The 15,758-nt window shown below is 69.9% G+C and carries 15 protein-coding genes; 5 read left to right on the top strand and 10 right to left on the bottom strand.

Annotation, left to right across the window (positions count from 1 at the left end; genetic code table 11):
- Positions 1-978: DAK2 domain-containing protein (locus GZ997_RS07865; protein WP_162679502.1), on the bottom strand; the 978-nt coding region annotated here is incomplete at its 3' end.
- A 318-nt stretch (positions 979-1,296) separates the two neighbouring features.
- Here GZ997_RS07865 and rpmB point away from each other — a divergent pair.
- A complete protein-coding gene (rpmB, locus tag GZ997_RS07860; protein WP_073327266.1) occupies positions 1,297-1,488 on the top strand; it encodes a 50S ribosomal protein L28 in 192 nt (63 codons plus the stop codon).
- 155 nt (positions 1,489-1,643) lie between these two features.
- On the opposite strand, the gene GZ997_RS07855 is transcribed toward rpmB, so the two are convergent.
- Positions 1,644-2,909, bottom strand: coding sequence for a thiamine-monophosphate kinase (locus tag GZ997_RS07855; protein WP_162679501.1), 1,266 nt, complete (start codon positions 2,907-2,909; stop codon positions 1,644-1,646).
- Complete coding sequence (locus GZ997_RS07850; RefSeq protein WP_162679500.1) at positions 2,896-4,131, bottom strand: D-alanine--D-alanine ligase family protein; 1,236 nt, start codon at positions 4,129-4,131, stop codon at positions 2,896-2,898. Before GZ997_RS07850 ends, GZ997_RS07855 begins: the two co-directional genes overlap by 14 nt.
- Positions 4,132-4,293: 162 nt before the next feature.
- Here GZ997_RS07850 and GZ997_RS07845 point away from each other — a divergent pair, with 162 nt between their 5' ends.
- Positions 4,294-5,034, top strand: coding sequence for an AMIN domain-containing protein (locus tag GZ997_RS07845; RefSeq protein WP_238994353.1), 741 nt, complete (start codon positions 4,294-4,296; stop codon positions 5,032-5,034).
- A gap of 457 nt (positions 5,035-5,491) precedes the next feature.
- Here the strand turns inward: GZ997_RS07845 and GZ997_RS07840 are convergent, their stop codons facing one another.
- The 5 genes from GZ997_RS07840 to leuC all read right to left on the bottom strand — a co-directional run bounded on the left by GZ997_RS07840 (position 5,492) and on the right by leuC (position 11,157).
- Positions 5,492-6,523 carry an NAD(P)H-dependent glycerol-3-phosphate dehydrogenase gene (locus GZ997_RS07840; protein ID WP_162679499.1) on the bottom strand — a complete coding sequence of 344 codons (1,032 nt, stop codon included), beginning with the start codon at positions 6,521-6,523 and terminating at the stop codon, positions 5,492-5,494.
- Positions 6,520-7,362: a lysophospholipid acyltransferase family protein gene (locus GZ997_RS07835; protein ID WP_162679562.1), complete on the bottom strand. Its 843-nt coding sequence runs from the start codon at positions 7,360-7,362 to the stop codon at positions 6,520-6,522. Before GZ997_RS07835 ends, GZ997_RS07840 begins: the two co-directional genes overlap by 4 nt.
- Before the next feature lie 141 nt (positions 7,363-7,503).
- On the bottom strand, positions 7,504-8,826 hold the full coding sequence (gene murA, locus GZ997_RS07830; RefSeq protein ID WP_161923770.1) for a UDP-N-acetylglucosamine 1-carboxyvinyltransferase: 1,323 nt from the start codon (positions 8,824-8,826) through the stop codon (positions 7,504-7,506).
- A gap of 195 nt (positions 8,827-9,021) precedes the next feature.
- Positions 9,022-9,705, bottom strand: a complete 684-nt coding sequence (gene leuD / locus GZ997_RS07825; RefSeq protein ID WP_161923769.1) for a 3-isopropylmalate dehydratase small subunit — start codon at positions 9,703-9,705, stop codon at positions 9,022-9,024.
- Between the two features lie 36 nt (positions 9,706-9,741).
- Positions 9,742-11,157 carry a 3-isopropylmalate dehydratase large subunit gene (gene leuC / locus GZ997_RS07820; protein ID WP_161923768.1) on the bottom strand — a complete coding sequence of 472 codons (1,416 nt, stop codon included), beginning with the start codon at positions 11,155-11,157 and terminating at the stop codon, positions 9,742-9,744.
- Between the two features lie 130 nt (positions 11,158-11,287).
- Between leuC and GZ997_RS07815 the strand changes: the two genes are divergently transcribed.
- On the top strand, positions 11,288-12,028 hold the full coding sequence (locus GZ997_RS07815) for an IclR family transcriptional regulator (RefSeq protein WP_203234105.1): 741 nt from the start codon (positions 11,288-11,290) through the stop codon (positions 12,026-12,028).
- Between the two features lie 143 nt (positions 12,029-12,171).
- Complete coding sequence (locus GZ997_RS07810; protein WP_161923767.1) at positions 12,172-13,311, top strand: glycosyltransferase family 4 protein; 1,140 nt, start codon at positions 12,172-12,174, stop codon at positions 13,309-13,311.
- Positions 13,312-13,357: 46 nt separating this feature from the next.
- Here GZ997_RS07810 and nrdR read toward each other — a convergent pair whose 3' ends face one another.
- Both nrdR and GZ997_RS07800 read right to left on the bottom strand, forming a co-directional pair.
- Positions 13,358-13,837 (bottom strand): transcriptional regulator NrdR, encoded by a 480-nt coding sequence (nrdR, locus tag GZ997_RS07805; RefSeq protein ID WP_161923766.1) that lies wholly within the window; start codon positions 13,835-13,837, stop codon positions 13,358-13,360.
- A 96-nt stretch (positions 13,838-13,933) separates the two neighbouring features.
- Positions 13,934-14,656: a LysM peptidoglycan-binding domain-containing protein gene (locus tag GZ997_RS07800; protein WP_162679498.1), complete on the bottom strand. Its 723-nt coding sequence runs from the start codon at positions 14,654-14,656 to the stop codon at positions 13,934-13,936.
- A 219-nt stretch (positions 14,657-14,875) separates the two neighbouring features.
- Here GZ997_RS07800 and lexA point away from each other — a divergent pair, with 219 nt between their 5' ends.
- Positions 14,876-15,649 (top strand): transcriptional repressor LexA, encoded by a 774-nt coding sequence (gene lexA / locus GZ997_RS07795; protein WP_161923764.1) that lies wholly within the window; start codon positions 14,876-14,878, stop codon positions 15,647-15,649.
- The last annotated feature ends 109 nt before the right edge of the window (positions 15,650-15,758 follow it).

The raw sequence follows: 15,758 nt of genomic DNA, 5'->3' as shown, positions 1-15,758 counted from the left end.
GGCGCGGCCCTGGCGAGGCAGGGCCGCACGGGGGGTGTCGGTGTGCACGTGGACCTGAAACATGCCCACACCAAGCGCATCGGGGGTACCGACCACGCCTACCGAGTCACCGATGCGCTCCAGGTCGCGACGCAGGTCCGAGGCCTGAGCGGCGGTGGCCTCCAGCAGGTACATGACCTCGAACTCCCCGGTGGAGAAGGGGCCGGCGTCCTCGCGCGCCCCGGAGCCGTGGGTGGCGGCGGCAACCAGGTCGTCAAGCATCTGGCGGGCCACGTCGGTACAGGGCTGGGATGCGGGGCCGGCTTGCCGGCCGGCACCGTCGATGGTGTCCGACAGGCAGGTGTACATCAGCATCAGCGCCGCGCCGCCGGCGTCGACGGCGCCATGGCCCAGACCCGCGGTCTCCACCACGCTCTCCTGGGCGCCGAATGCGGCCGAGGCCGCCACCGCCGACGCCGTCGCCGGGCTGGCGGCAGTGGACTCGGACAGAACCCTCCGGGCACTTGCTGCTGCGTCCTGGGCCACGGTGAGAAGTGTGCCGGTTACGGGCCGGGAGACGGCACTCCAGGTCGTGGCGGCAATACGCTCATAAGCGTGCACTAGTTCCACGGGGCGCAGCGCGGCCGGGTCGGGGGCCTGCGCGCACACGTCGGCCAGGGCTGCGAGCACCTGGGAGATGAGCAGGCCCGAGTTGCCGCGAGCGCCCCGGACAGCGCCGTCTGCGGCAACCCGTGCCGCCTGGGCCAGGTCACTGCCGGAGGGCAGGAGCGTCAGGGCGTCGCAGGCGGAGCGGACGGTGAGCAGCACGTTCGTCCCGGTGTCGGCATCCGGAACCGGGAAGACGTTGAGGGAGTCAACCAGATCGCGGGTGGCCCCGGCGACTGTACGAGCGGCATCCAGCCAGGCGCGCAGGAGCGGTGCGGTCAGGGCCACTGCCGCAGTGCCCGCGGTCGCGGGGGTACCGGTGCGTTCTGCCACGCTTCTCCTAATCCCGTATTCGTTTCCCGTATTCGTTCTCTGTACTCACGTCGTGCCGGCAGGCGGGTGCGGGCCTGCGTTGCGGGCTCCGCACCTGCCGCTGGGAACCTGAGGCCAGGTTAACGGGTAATCTGCCTTTGCCGTGCTCGTGCAGTTCAGCGGGAGACGTGTGCGCGAGCCCATACCCGCTCCGCTTGGGGTGGCGAGCCGTTTCCGATAAGGTGCTGGGGTTGCCCGCGACCCGTGTCGCCGGGCGGTAGACCCGGCGCCGGGTAAAAGGCCCGCGCGCTTACACCAAGAAGATTCAGGAGTGGAACCGTGGCTGCTGTGTGCGACGTCTGCGGCAAGGGCCCCGTCTTCGGCAAGAGCGTCTCGCACTCCCATGTGCGGACCAGCCGCCGGTGGAACCCGAACATTCAGCGTGTACGTGCTCTCGTGAACGGCACCCCCAAGCGCCTCAACGTGTGCACGTCCTGCCTCAAGGCCGGCAAGGTGACGCGCAACATCTGAGCGCGCCACGCCCGTCGGCAGGGCACTGAAGGCCGTCGTCCCGCATCCGCGGACGGCGGCCTTTCGCTTTGCTCACTTCTTTCAGCCCCTCCCCTCGCCGAGATCGGTAGAAGTTACGTGCCGAAATCGGTAGATATGGCGGCGGGGCCTGACATCTACGCCCTGAAGTGATCCCAACCGAGCCTGCCGGGCACGCGCCCGCCGATCCGGGCGCCCGCCGACTCGCCGTCGCTCAGGGCGCGCACGATTCCGATCACCCGGCCACCCCCTGGCATCCGGTCGACCGCCGACGGCGGCAGCGTGGCCAGCAGGCCGTGGTCCTCTCCCCCGGTCAGCACCCATGCCCGCGCCAGGTCGCGCGCATCCGCGGCGTCCTCGCGCAGCAGCCGCGCAACCGGCTCCAGCACGGCAAGGTCATGCGCCGGCCCGGTACCCGGGCCGTCTTCCGGATCGGCGATGTCAAGGACGACGCCGCTGGCCCGGGCGATCCGGTCCGCGTCGCGCAGCAGCCCGTCGGAGACGTCCAGCATGGCAGTGGCTCCGGCGTCGGCCAGGGCTGGCCCCGCAGCCAGCGGCGGAAACGGCGCCCGGTAGATGCGCAGGCAGTACGCGGCGGCCTCGGCGGCGCCGTCGCGGGTCTTCACACTGGCACCGTATTCGGCTTTCGCATCGGCACCGGCGCCCGTATCGCCCGGCGCATCGGAGCGGGCGGCGACGACGTCGGCCCAGCCACCATCGCGGTCGTCCAGGCCGGCCTGCAGCAGCGCGAGCCCGGCGGCCGAACGGCCGAGCGTGCCACAGTGGACCACGAGGTCTCCGGGCTGGGCGCCCGAGCGCAGCACCGGGCGGCGCCCCTCCAGGTCGCCGTGGACGGTGACGGCGATGACCAGCCGGTCCCCGGTGCTCAGATCACCGCCGACGACGCCCGCGCCCGTGCCCACACACGCGTCGGCGAAGCCGCGGGCCAGGTCCTGCACCCAGCGCACCGGGGTGGTGCGCGGCAGCACCAGGCTGACCACCAGAGCCGTCGGCCGCGCCCCCATGGCGGCGATGTCGGCGAGGTTCTGGGCGGCGGAGCGCGCCCCGACGTCGCGAGCAGTGGACCAGTCGGTGCGGAAGTGCTCTCCCTGGACGAGCACGTCGGTGCTCACGCAGTAGCGCCCGTCCGGGGCGGGGATCACGGCGCTGTCGTCCCCGCTGGGCACCAGCACGCGAGCCGCGTGCGGCAGCAACGGGGAAATGGCGGACAGCAGCTCCTCCTCCCCCAGGTCGGCGACGGTGGGAGCGGAGCCAGTCGCGGCGGAGCCCACTGCGGGAACGGAGCCAACGGCGGCACCGTCGGAGGCGGCCGGCCCGGCACCGTATCCGTGCTGGAGCGGCCTGGCACCTGCCCGGGCTGCGGGCGTGTCAGCGGTTGACATCTCTGGGGCGCTCCAGCGCCAGTTCTATCAACTCGGTGACCAGGTCGCGGTAGGGCAGCCCGGATACCTGCCACATGTAGGGGTACATGGAGAAGGGCGTGAAGCCGGGCATCGTGTTGACCTCGTTGACGATCGCCTCCCCGTCCGGGGTGAGGAAGAAGTCGACCCGGGTCAGCCCCTCCCCACCGATGGCGATGAACGCCTCCGCGGCACGGCGCATAAGCAGCTCGCGCTCGGCCGGGGCGATGCGGGCGGGGCAGACCATGGCGACGGCGTCATGGGCCAGGTACTTGGTCTCGTAGTCGTAGAACTCCCCGGCGCCGTGGGCGGTGTCCATGACGATCTCGCCGGGCTCTGCCACGCGGGGGGCGTCGTCGCCGTGTCCGGCGAGGACGGCGACCTCGATCTCGCGGCCGACGATGCCGGACTCGACCAGCACCTTGGGGTCCACCGCGCGGGCGGACTCGATGGCCGCCTCCAGGTCGGAAAGTTCCTCCACCCGGCTGATGCCCAGGGAGGATCCGGCGCGGGCGGGCTTGACGAACAGGGGGCGGGCCAGGTCGGCGCACTGGGCGAGGATGGCGTCCTTGTCCCGGCGCCACCGGTGCGGCTCGACGAGCACATGCGGCGCAGTGGGGATGCCTGCGGCCTGCAGCAGGACCTTGGTGACCTGCTTGTCCATGCCGGCGGCGGAGGCGAGCACACCGCAGCCCACGTAGGGCAGGCCCAGCATCTCCAGCATGCCCTGGATGGTGCCGTCCTCACCGTAGGGGCCGTGCAGCAGCGGCAGGACCACGTCGACGGCACCGAGAACCTCAGGGCCGGCGGGGGTGATCGCGGTCAGCTTCCCGCCTCCCAGCCGCATGGCGAGTTCACCGCGGCCGAGCCCGTCGGTGGTGATCTCCACCGGGGGGCGGGCATCGTCCAGGCGCAGGGCGTCGGGATCGTCATCCACGAGCACCCACTGGCCCTGCCGGGTGATGCCTACGGGCACGACGTCGTAGCGGTCCCGGTCGATGGCGTCCAGCACGCCGGCGGCGGTGGCGCAGGAGATGGTGTGCTCGCCGCTGCGCCCGCCGAAGACGACGGCGACCCGCGGCTTGCGCGCATGACGGGCAGGCCGGGAGCCCGGGCTCGCCGATGTGGCCGACGCGGAGCTCACGAGGCTGGAATCCGCGGTTACACCATTGCTGACTGCGCCTGCTGCGCTGGGGACCGACATGGTGGCAACGCTACCGCTACCTGGGCGGATCGGGTGTCAAGTCACCACCCGACGCAGTTCGCGCCGCCTGAGCGGTACCGAGGCATCTGCCCCTATGCATCCCCACCCCCTAGCCGTATGATTGACATCACACGCGCGGTTCACTCGAGGTCAGGAGACGTCATGACACGCCCAAGCCCGCTCCCCCGCATGCTCACCCCCACCCTGGCCCTGCTACTGACCGGCACGCTCGCACTGGGCGCCTGCGGGTCCGGCGACGGCGCCCCGGAGGCATCCGCGCCGACTGTGACCGCCGGTCCCACCGACAGCACTGCCCCCGCGGCGCCCAGCGACGATTCCCCGGCACCCGCGTCCCCCAGCGCCTTGCAGACGCCCACCAGCACCAGATCGCTCACTCGGGAGGAGACCGACCCGTCCGGCGCTCCAGCCTGGGGCACCGGCGCCGACGGCCAGGCGGCGGCCGACGGCTCGGCACTGGTCATCTCCGACGTGCGCATCGGCTCCCATGACGACGAGGACTACTCCCGCTTCGTGGTGGAGTTCTCCGGTGAGGGTACCCCGGGCTGGTCGGCGCAATGGACCGACCAGGCCCACACCCAGGGCAAGGGGGACCCGATCAACGTCGAGGGCGACTTCACCCTGGTGGTCACCGGCACCGGCGTAACCATGCCGATCAGCGAGGAGCAGCAGGCGGTGGCCTACACCGATCCGGTGCGCTTCGACTTCGACGCCCTCGGGCGTGACGACGACGAGGGCATTGAGGAGGCCTACATCGACCTGGCCTTCGAGGACCAGTTCCAGGTGGTGCTGGGCACCGATTCCCAGACCTACCGGATCTTCACGCTGACGAACCCGACCCGACTGGTGATCGACGTCGCCGACGACGACATCGACGACGACTGACGACGTCCTCGGGGCGTCGTCGCAGCGCTGCAACGGGGAGGACCGATCGGTCGGCTTTTGGTCGGCACTGAGGGCGCATAGCACGAACGTGTTCAGGCGCCACTCCCCCTGGTTCGCGGCGAACGGCGGTTCGTGCGTTGCGACGACGGTTCGTACCTTCGTGTCAGGGTTCGTGTGTTCTGGTCAGCGATTCGTACCTTCTTGTGACGGTTCGTACGGTGGGGGTACGTACCGTCGCCGGAAGTGCCGAAGCGTTGGTGCCAAGTGACGAACCGTCGTCGTTGGTGACGAACCGTCGTCGTTGGTGACGAACCGTCAGGCATCGCACACCGCCTCAGGAGCCACAACCTCCCTCAGACACGTTGTTTACAAGGCTGCGCCATATATACCGGTATCGGTGCGTCACAAGTGCCGGTCTCGGCACGTAACAAGTGCCGGTCTCGGCGAGAGGGGCGGCTCAGGTCAACGGCGCGGCGTTGACGCCCTCGGCCTTGCGGGGGCGGGACAGCAGGGCGTCACTGATCTCCTCAACGGTGGCGGCGCCCTCAACCACAGCGACCACGCCGGCGGTGATGGGCATGTCCACCCCGTGCGCGGTGGCCAGGTCGAGCACAGCGCGCGCAGACTTGGCGCCCTCGGCAACACCGCGCGAGGCGGCGGCGGCCTCCTCCACGCTCATTCCCTCACCCAGGCGTCGCCCGAAGGTCTGGTTGCGCGAAAGCGGCGAGGAGCAGGTGGCCACCAGGTCACCCATGCCGGCCAGCCCCGCGAAGGTCTCGGGGCTCGCCCCGAGCGCCAGGCCCAGCCGGGTGATCTCCACCAGTCCGCGAGTGATTACCGTGGCCTTGGAGTTGTCGCCGAAGCCACGTCCGGCGGTAATACCGACGGCCAGGGCGATCACATTCTTGACTGCACCGCACAGCTCCACCCCCAGCACATCGGTGTTGGTGTAGGGGCGGAAGGTTCCGGTCGCGCACAGCGCGGCCACGCGCGCGGCCACCGCCTCATCCTGCGCCGCCACCACGGTAGCGGTGGGCTGGCCGGCGGCGATCTCATCGGCCAGGTTCGGGCCGGAGACCACGGCGATGCGCCTGGCGGGCAGGGCGAGCGCCTCGGCAATGACCTGACTCATGCGCAATCCCGTCCCGGCCTCCACCCCCTTCATCAGGGAGACAACGGTGGCGTCGTCGTCCAGGCAGCCGCGCAGCGGGGTCAGCACGCCGCGGGCGGTCTGGGAGGGCACCACCACCACGACGAGCCCAGCCCCGGCGACGGCCTCCCGAATGTCCGTGGTGGCGGTGACGATGTCGGGCAGGCGCACCCCGGGCAGGTAGCGGGTGTTGGTGCCGGCATTGATCTCCTCCGCGACCTCCGGGCGGCGGGCCCAGATGACGGTAGGTGCACCGGCCTGGGCGAGCAGGCCGGCGAAGGTGGTACCCCAGGCGCCGGCGCCGATAACAGCGGCCTTGTCGACGGATACCGGGCTCATGGCTGCTGCTCCGAGGCGGTTTCGGGCTCGTCGCCGTTCTCATTGCCACCTGGGCCGCCGGGGGGCGTGCCCGTCCGGGACGGGCGCACATCGTCCGACGTCTTCGGCGGATCGGGTCGGCGCACACCGATATTGCCCTTGCCCGGATCGCCGTCGTACTTCATGTCGAAGGGACGGGGCGCCTTCTCACCACGCAGCTGCTCCACCAGCTCGGTAATGCGCCGCATGATCTCGGCGGTGGCGCCGCGCACGGCAGCGTGATCGGAGGTGTCCTCCCCGAATTCAGACAGGTCAAAAGGCTTGCCGATCAGCACGTCCACGTCCTTGCGGGGAAAAGGGCGGAAGCCACTGCCGTAGGCGCCCAGAACATCCTGCGCCCCCCACTGCCCCATGGGCAGAACAGGCACACCGGTGCGCATCGCCAGGCGTGCGGCACCGGTCTTCCCGGTCATCGGCCACTGCAGCGGGTCGCGCGAGAGCGTGCCCTCCGGGAAGATCATGATCGGGTCGCCCTCGCCAAGCCGCCGCTCGGCCTCCACCAGCGAGTTACCAGCCTTGGCCGAGTCCCGGTACACGGGAATCTGCCCGCCGGCGCGGAACACGTGCCCGAGGACGGGGATCTCGAACAGCTGGGACTTGGCCAGCGAGTAGATGGGCACATCCTCGTCCACGAGCGCGCGCATGGCGGTGAGCGGGTCCAGGTTGGACAGGTGATTGGCCACCGCGATGAAGCCGCCCTCGCGGGGGATGTTCTCCTTCCCGGTCACGTGCTGCTTAGAGACCGCCTTGAGAAAGGGGATGATCGCCCCCCGGGCCGCAAAGCGGTAGAAGGGGGTCATACGTCGTGTGGTGGGCACGCTGGCACTTTACCCACTCCCGGCGGACCCGGTGGGCCAGTATCCGCTGGTCGGATGAGGTTCGACCCTCCCGGCAGTCCGCCGCGGCCTGCCGACGCGCTTGTAGTAGACCGGTCTGCCCGCTCAGGCCAGCCGGGTGACGTTGGCGTCAAGGGCGGCGAGCTTGCTCATGAAGTGCTCGTAACCGCGGTCGATGAGGTTCACGCCCTCCACGTGGCTGGTGCCCTCCGCCGCGAGCGCAGCGATCAGGTGGGAGAAGCCGCCGCGCAGGTCGGGCACGACGATGTCCGCCCCGCGCAGCGGAGTGGGCCCGGAGATGACGGCGGAGTGGTAGAAGTTGCGCTGCCCGAAGCGGCAGGCTGTGCCACCCAGGCACTCGCGGTACACCTGGATGGTGGCGCCCATCTTGCGCAGGGCGCCGGTGAAGCCGAAGCGGTTCTCGTACACGGTCTCATGGACGATGGACAGGCCCTCCGCCTGGGTCAGGGCGACGACGAGCGGCTGCTGCCAGTCGGTCATGAAGCCGGGGTGGACGTTGGTCTCCACCACAATGCTCTTCAGGTCGCCGCCGGGGTGGTAGAAGCGGATTCCGTCGTCGCGCACGTCGAAGGCGCCGCCGACCTTGCGGAAGATGTTCAGGAAGGTGGTCATGTCGCTCTGGTGAGCGCCGTGGACGAACACGTCACCGCGGGTGGCCAGTGCGGCCGCCGCCCAGGATGCAGTCTCGATGCGGTCGGGCAGGGCGCGGTGGTTGTAGCCGACGAGCTCGTCCACGCCCTCTACGTGGATGGTGCGGTCGGTGTCCACGGAGATGATGGCGCCCATCTTCTGCAGCACGTCCACCAGGTCCATGATCTCCGGCTCGACGGCGGCGCCACGCAGCTCCGTCAGGCCCTCGGCGCGCACGGCCGTGAGCAGCGTCTGCTCGGTGGCACCGACTGACGGGTAGGGCAGGTCGATGACGGTTCCGCGCAGTCCATCGGGGGCGGTCAGGCGAATGCCCTGGGGCTGCTTGTCGACGATCGCGCCGAAGCTGCGCAGAATATCCAGGTGGAAGTCGATGGGCCGGTCGCCAATACGGCAGCCGCCCAGGTCGGGGATGAAGGCCTCGCCAAGCCGGTGCAGCAGCGGGCCGCAGAACAGGATCGGGATGCGCGAGGAGCCGGCGTGGGCGTCAATGTCGGCCATATGGGCGCTCTCGACGCTGGAGGGGTCCAGGCGCAGGATGCCCTCGGCCTGGTCGTAGTCGACACTGACCCCGTGCAGCGATAGCAGCCCGGAGACGACGTCGACGTCGCGGATCAGAGGCACGTTGTGCAGCACCGACGGTGTGGTGCCCAGCAGGGCTGCAACCATCGCCTTGGGGACTAAGTTCTTGGCGCCACGGACGGTGATTTCACCGTTGAGCGGGCGCCCGCCCTCAACCTGGAGCAGACCGTCAACCATGCGTAACCTCCGAGTGTTCGCGTCAAGATCGGGCGCCGTGGGTGAAAGCGGCGCCCCCGCACCAAGGGCGGGTGAGTCCAGCATATGCGGGCGGGCTGCGGATGGAAGTGTCCGCAGCCCGCTCACAGCGAACTCCGCCGTGTCCTTCAACTCAACGGCGTGGCCGGAATATGTGCCGACGCACGGCGCCGGAACTCACGCTCCCGGGCGCAGGAAGGGGTAGCCGATAGGCACGGGCATCTCCGCTGACCGGGCAGGGGCGACTGCTACAGCCGGCTCGTGGCGGGCCGGCAGAGTCCGCGGCTTATAGGCGGGCCGGGCATCCTCGTACGCGCGGATGGCCTCCTCGTGGGTGAGGGTGAGCGAGATGTCATCCAGCCCCTCCATAAGGGTCCAGCGCACATAGTCGTCGATCTGGAACACGGTGCGGAAGGAGCCCGCCTCGACGGTGCGCTGCTCCAGGTCCACGGTGATCTCGGTGCCGGGCTCGGTCTCCAGGATCTTCCACAGCTGCTCGGTGTCCTCCTGGCTGATGACCCCGGCTACCAGTCCCTGCTTGCCCGCGTTGCCGCGGAAGATGTCGGCGAAGCGGGGTGCGAGCACCACCTTGAAGCCATAGTCCTTCAGCGCCCACACGGCGTGCTCGCGGGAGGATCCGGTGCCGAAGTCGGGGCCGGCCACCAGCACGCTGGCCCGCTTGTAGGCCTCCTGGTTGAGGATGAAATCGGCTTCGCTCGCCCGCCAGGAGGCGAACAGGGCGTCCTCGAAGCCGGTGCGGGTAATGCGCTTGAGGTAGACGGCCGGGATGATCTGGTCGGTGTCCACCGCGCTGCGGCGCAGGGGGGCGCCGATGCCGGTGTGGCGGATGAACTTCTCCATGCGTGCTCCTCTTTCTCGGGCTCTCGGCAGTGCGGCTCAGGCGGCGAGCGCCGGCAGGTCCGCAGGAGTGGACAGGGTTCCGCGCACCGCGGTGGCGGCGGCGACTACGGGCGAGACCAGGTGGGTGCGCCCGCCCTTGCCCTGGCGGCCCTCGAAGTTGCGGTTAGAGGTGGAGGCGGCACGCTCACCGGGGGCCAGCTGATCGGGGTTCATTCCCAGGCACATGGAGCAGCCGGCATTGCGCCACTCGGCTCCGAACTCCTTGAACACCTCATCCAGCCCCTCGGCCTCGGCCTGCAGCCGGATACGGGCGGAGGCCGGCACCACGAGCATGCGCAGGCCGGGCGCCTTGGTGCGGCCCTTGATGACTTCGGCGGCGGCGCGCAGGTCCTCGATACGCCCATTGGTGCATGAACCGAGGAAGACCGTGTCCACCTTGATGTCGCGCAGCGGGGTGCCGGGCGCCAGGTCCATGTACTCCAGGGCGCGCTCGGCAGCACGACGCAGCGTCTCGTCCGCGATCTCCTCGGGGTCCGGCACCGCCCCGGAGATGGGCAGGCCCTGACCGGGGTTGGTGCCCCACGTGACGAAGGGCTCGATGTCGCTGCCCTTCAGGACGACCTCGGTGTCGAAGACGGCGTCGTCATCGGTGCGCAGGGAGCGCCAGTAGGCGACGGCGGCGTCCCAGTCCTCCCCCTCGGGGGCGTGCGGGCGGCCCTTGAGGTAGGCGAAGGTGGTGTCGTCGGGGGCGATCATGCCGGCGCGGGCACCGGCCTCGATGCTCATGTTGCAGATGGTCATGCGGGCCTCCATCGACAGTTGCTCGATGGCGCGGCCGCGGTACTCGATGACGTGCCCCTGGGCGCCATTAGTGCCGATCTTGGCGATGATGGCCAGGATGATGTCCTTGGCGCCGCTGCCGGCGGGCAGGTCACCGTCGATCAGCACGCTCATGGTCTTGAAGGGGGCCACGGGCAGGGTCTGGGTGGCCAGCACGTGCTCGACCTGGCTGGTGCCGATGCCGAAGGCGAGCGCCCCGAAGGCGCCGTGGGTGGAGGTGTGGGAGTCACCACACACCACGGTCATGCCGGGCTGGGTGAGCCCCAGCTGCGGGCCGACGGCGTGGACGATGCCCTGGTCCGCGTCGCCCAGGGAGTGCAGCCGCACCCCGAATTCAGCGCAGTTGGCGCGCAGGGTCTCAATCTGGGTGCGGGAGGTGACGTCGGCGATGGGCAGGTCGATGTCCAGGGTGGGGGTGTTGTGGTCCTCGGTGGCCATGGTCAGGTCGGGACGGCGGACCTTGCGGCCGGCCAGGCGCAGGCCCTCGAACGCCTGCGGGCTGGTGACCTCGTGGACGAGGTGCAGGTCGATGTAGAGCAGGTCCGGGGCTCCGTCGGTGCCGGGGGCGACGACGTGGTCGCGCCACACCTTCTGTGCCAGGGTCATTCCCATCGCTGCACTTCCTTTCCTAGGACGTTCCGCCCGCATGCCCGCCCGAAGTGTGCGGAACCGGCAAAGACCGGGCCGTTTTCTGACTGCACGCTACTTGAAGTCTCAGCAGTCGGAATGGCAGTATCAGATTATGGACACGTTGGGTGACATTGAAAATGGGAGTGGGGTCGGCGTCATCGACAAGGCCGCTCTGGTCATGAGCGCACTGGAGGCTGGCCCGGCCACGCTGGCGCAGCTCGTCACCGCCACTCACCTGGCACGCCCAACGGCGCACCGCATCGCCGTGGCACTGGAGTTCCACCGGCTGCTGGCCCGCGACGCGCAGGGGCGCTTCATTCTGGGACCGCGCCTGAATGAGCTCGCCTCCGCCGCCGGGGAGGACCACCTGCTGGCAGCCGCCGGCCCCGTGCTGGCGGCCCTGCGGGACAAGACCCACGAGTCCGCACAGCTGTACCGGCGTCAGGGGGACGTGCGCGTGTGCGTGGCCAACGCCGAGCGCCCCATCGGCCTGCGCGACTCCATCCCGGTAGGAGCCACCATGTCCATGCAGGGAGGCTCCGGCGCCCAGGTGCTGCTGGCGTGGGAGGAGCCCGACCGGCTGCACCGCGGCCTGGCGGGCGCCCGCTTCAACGCGACGATGCTTTCTGCGGTTCGCCGCCGCGGCTGGGCCCAGTCCGTGGGCGAGCGCGAGCCGGGTGTGGCCAGCGTGTCGGCACCAGTGCGAGGCGCCAGCGGCAAGGTCATCGCTGCGGTGTCGATTTCCGGGCCGATTGAGCGGATGGGGCGCCAGCCCGGGCGCGTGCACGGCCCCGTGGTGGCGGCCGCGGCGCGCCGCCTGTCCGAGGTTCTGCGCAGCAACGACGAGGGCTGACCTCCGGCCATCCGCCTCCCCGCCAGCCTCGCCGAGGTGGGTCGCTCTGGTTGTCGAGACCGGCACCAGTAACACGCCGAGACCGAGCGAAATGGCGTGCCGCGCCTTCCGCTGGCGTCGACTCATCCACGTACACTCGCCCCATGCGTAGGACCCTGCTCGTCACCAATGACTTCCCGCCCGTCGTCGGCGGCATCCAGTCCTACCTGGACGACTACACCCGGCGTCTGCCCGCCGCGGATCTGACCGTCCTTGCGTCAACACCCCCCGAGGGCCCCGACGCCGCCGCGACCTTCGACCGCGCGGCCGCCTTCGACGTCGTGCGCATGCCCACGCATGTCCTTCTGCCGACCCCGGACGTGCGTCGGCGCATGCAGCAACTCATCCGCGAACGCGAGATCGAGACCGTCTGGTTCGGAGCCGCCGCCCCGCTCGGTCTCCTGGGACGCGCCGCCAAGGAGGCCGGCGCCACCCGCGTCATCGCCACCACCCACGGGCACGAGGTCGGTTGGGGCATGGTGCTCGGAGCCCGCCAGGCATTGCGCCGAATCTTCCGCGAGGCCGACGTCGTCACCTACATCTCCGACTACACACTCGGCGAGCTACGCCCCCACATGCCGCCCGGCCAGGAGGTCCTGCGCCTGCCCAGCGGCATCGACGTCGACCGTTTCCACCCCGACGCCGAGGCGCGCGCCGCCCTGCGCACCCGGTACCGGCTGGGCGACGCTCCCACCGCCGTATGCGTGTCACGGCTAGTGGCCCGCAAGGGGCAGGACTCACTTATCAGTGCCTGGCCGCGCGTGGTCGAACAAGTGCCGGAGGCCCGGCTAGTGATCGTCGGCTGGGGTCCTTACGCGAAGAAGCTGGCTCTACTGCGCCGTTCCTCCCCGGTGCGGGGGTCAATCACCCTCACCGGGAAGGTGCCCTACGACGAGCTGCCCGGCCACGTCGCCATGGGTGACGTCTTCGCGATGCCCTGCCGTACGCGCGGGCAGGGACTCGACGTCGAGGGCCTCGGTATCGTCTTTCTTGAGGCCTCCGCCGCGGGGCTGCCGGTCATCGCAGGCATGAGCGGCGGGGCGCCCGAGACGGTGGTGGAGGACGTGACCGGGAATGTCGTGGACGGCCGCGACGAGGACGCGCTGGTAGCAGCCCTCGTGCGTCAGCTGACCGACCCTGCGCTGCGCGCACGCATGGGCGAGGCCGGGCGCGCGCTCATGGTCGAGAAGTGGACCTGGCCCGGGCTGGTTGACAGCCTGGTGCAGACCATCGACGCCCGGTGACGGCGCGCCTTACCGCGAAGCAGCAGCGGGCGGCCGCCGCGCTCGACTACGCGGGCGAGCTGGAGGCGCCGGCGGCTACAACGCGCAGTGCACGCAGCTCCGCGATGGCCGTCTCAAAGTCCTCCAGCGAGTTGAAGTCGGAGTACACCGAGGCGAAGCGCAGGTAGGCGACCTCATCCAGCTCACGCAGTGGGTCGAGGATCGCCAGCCCCACTTCGTGCGAGTCCACGATCGCGTGGCCCGTGCCGCGAATCGTCTCCTCCACCTTGTTGGCCAGATGCGCAAGTTGATCATCGGTGACGGGGCGCCCCTGGCAGGCACGCCTCACGCCCCGGATCACCTTCTCGCGCGAAAAGGGCTCGGTAACACCGGATCGCTTGCGCACCGACAGGCTGGCGGCCTCAATGGTGGTGAAACGGCGCCCGCATCTGGTGCACTGCCGCCGACGGCGAATCGAGGCACCATCGTCGGAAGTACGCGAGTCGACCACGCGCGAGCCGCTGTGCTGGCAGTAAGGACAGCGCACGCCGACCACCTCCGGTTGTCCGCATCACTAATACGTTAGGAGGTTATGCGCACAGCGCTTGGTCTGCAAGCGCTTACCGGCGTTGCACGAGGCGGTTCATCCCGCCGGGACGATCAGGGTCTGCCCCGGCTGCAGCGTGGAGCTGGTCAGGCCGTTCAGCTCCACAATCTGCGCCATGACCTCATTGACGTCTCCGGCGCCGGTATCCACGGCTACGTCCCACAGGGACTGGCCGGACTGGACGGTGGCCGTGGTGGTATTAACCGGTACCGACTGGAATCCGGACAGCACTATGCCGCCGGCCGCCACCAGCACCGCCGCAAGCACTACGGCACCTCCAGCCAGGAAGCGCCGCACGACGGCCGGCACAGTTGCGTCGGCCTCACTGCGCGCGGCCGCCACCCGCGCCTCACGCGTAGCCGGCGCGGCCACCCCCTGCCGCAGTTGGGCCCTGACGGACGGGTGCATGGGTGCGAGCGCTTCCAGCGACGCTTCTCTCCCGCTACCGGAGGGGGACGCCGAGTGGCGCGCCTCCACGGGACGCTCCTGGCCCGCCCTGGGCGTGAGTTCACGCTGGTGCCGTGGAGCGACTGGGCGCCGAGCTGGTCCCGCGGGCACGAGGACCTCCGCGGCAGGAGCACCACCGTCAACCACGCGCAGCCGAGGACGGCGCGAGCCCGCCGATCGTGCGGGACTCCCCGCTCCGGCGGTCGCCTCAAGGCCGGAAGCACCCGAGACCACTGACTGCGCGGACGCCCGGCCGCCCTCAATGGAAACCAGCCGCGGCCGCGGGGGCAGGGGAACGGCAAGAGCACTCATGACACCCTCCTAGAACACATGTTCGACGAACGCCTGTTCGATAGATTACCGGTAAGCGGCCGACACGTCCAGAGCACTTTCGAACACATGTTTGAGTGCTCGGATGATCGGCCGTAGGCTTACGGGACCAGGCCACCACAGGCCACCGACACGAATTCGGGCCCCTTATCCGGCACCCGCCCCCGCGGTCACCGGCAGCCCGGGAAACGAGGACAGGAGATGAGCGCAACCACCGGGCCGGAGAGCCGTCGCCGCTCGGACAAGGCCTCCGGCTCCGCCGACCTTTCCGCGCCCGTCGAGCCGGAGGCACTGCACACCCTGGACCCGCGCGCCCGCGCGGTCTACGAGTCCGTGTGCGAGGCGGTGGCCACCCAGGGCTACCCGCCCTCCATGCGTGAAATCGGCGCCCAGGTGGGCTTGACCAGCCCCTCTTCAGTCAAGCACCAGCTGGACAAGCTCGAACGCCTCGGCCTGGTGCGGCGCGATCCGAATCGGCCGCGCGCCCTGGAGGTCGTAGAGCCCACGGCTCAGCCCGCCCCCGCACCCGCGGGCTCCGACGCCGCACCGGAGCCGTCACTCCCGGTACTTCCGGGCGTTGCCGATGGCGAGGCCGTGGCCGTTCCCCTGGTGGGCCGCATCGCAGCCGGCTCACCAATCCTGGCCGAGCAAGAGGTTGAGGACGTAGTGGCGCTTCCACGTCGGCTTACCGGTGACGGCGAGCTATTCATGCTGGAGGTCCACGGTGACTCCATGATCGACGCAGCGATCTGCGACGGTGACTGGGTGGTTGTACGCGCCCAGCCCGATGCTGACAACGGTGATGTGGTGGCGGCGATGGTTGAGGACGTCGATGGCGCCTCCGCCACCGTCAAGGTGCTTTCACGCCGGGACGGGCACCAGTGGCTACTGCCACGCAATCCCGACTACGCCCCTATCCCAGGGGACGAGGCCACCATCATGGGCAAGGTTGTCACCGTGCTGCGAGCGCTCTAGGCCGCACACCGCCGCACCCTGCACGGCTCGATTGCGTCCGCCGTCGGCCGCGGCCCGCACAGCAACGTAGGAGGGGCCGACCCCATCGGGGCCGGCCCCTCCTACACCC

The organism is Actinomyces sp. 565, assembly GCF_010365615.1.
In the GTDB taxonomy this organism is placed as follows: Bacteria; Actinomycetota; Actinomycetes; order Actinomycetales; family Actinomycetaceae; genus Actinomyces.
Note: the sequence above shows the minus strand (reverse complement) of the source record. Positions and strands in the feature narration are given on the sequence as shown.

Coding starts and splice junctions, on each gene's coding strand:
- GZ997_RS07855 (WP_162679501.1), bottom strand. CDS start 2,909: ATGTCAACCGCTGACACGCCCGCAGCCCGGGCAGGTGCCAGGCCGCTC.
- GZ997_RS07840 (WP_162679499.1), bottom strand. CDS start 6,523: ATGAGCCCGGTATCCGTCGACAAGGCCGCTGTTATCGGCGCCGGCGCC.
- GZ997_RS07810 (WP_161923767.1), top strand. CDS start 12,172: ATGCGTAGGACCCTGCTCGTCACCAATGACTTCCCGCCCGTCGTCGGC.
- leuC (WP_161923768.1), bottom strand. CDS start 11,157: ATGGGAATGACCCTGGCACAGAAGGTGTGGCGCGACCACGTCGTCGCC.
- GZ997_RS07850 (WP_162679500.1), bottom strand. CDS start 4,131: ATGTCGGTCCCCAGCGCAGCAGGCGCAGTCAGCAATGGTGTAACCGCG.
- GZ997_RS07835 (WP_162679562.1), bottom strand. CDS start 7,362: ATGACCCCCTTCTACCGCTTTGCGGCCCGGGGGGCGATCATCCCCTTT.
- GZ997_RS07815 (WP_203234105.1), top strand. CDS start 11,288: ATGGACACGTTGGGTGACATTGAAAATGGGAGTGGGGTCGGCGTCATC.
- GZ997_RS07845 (WP_238994353.1), top strand. CDS start 4,294: ATGACACGCCCAAGCCCGCTCCCCCGCATGCTCACCCCCACCCTGGCC.
- murA (WP_161923770.1), bottom strand. CDS start 8,826: ATGGTTGACGGTCTGCTCCAGGTTGAGGGCGGGCGCCCGCTCAACGGT.
- lexA (WP_161923764.1), top strand. CDS start 14,876: ATGAGCGCAACCACCGGGCCGGAGAGCCGTCGCCGCTCGGACAAGGCC.
- GZ997_RS07800 (WP_162679498.1), bottom strand. CDS start 14,656: ATGAGTGCTCTTGCCGTTCCCCTGCCCCCGCGGCCGCGGCTGGTTTCC.
- leuD (WP_161923769.1), bottom strand. CDS start 9,705: ATGGAGAAGTTCATCCGCCACACCGGCATCGGCGCCCCCCTGCGCCGC.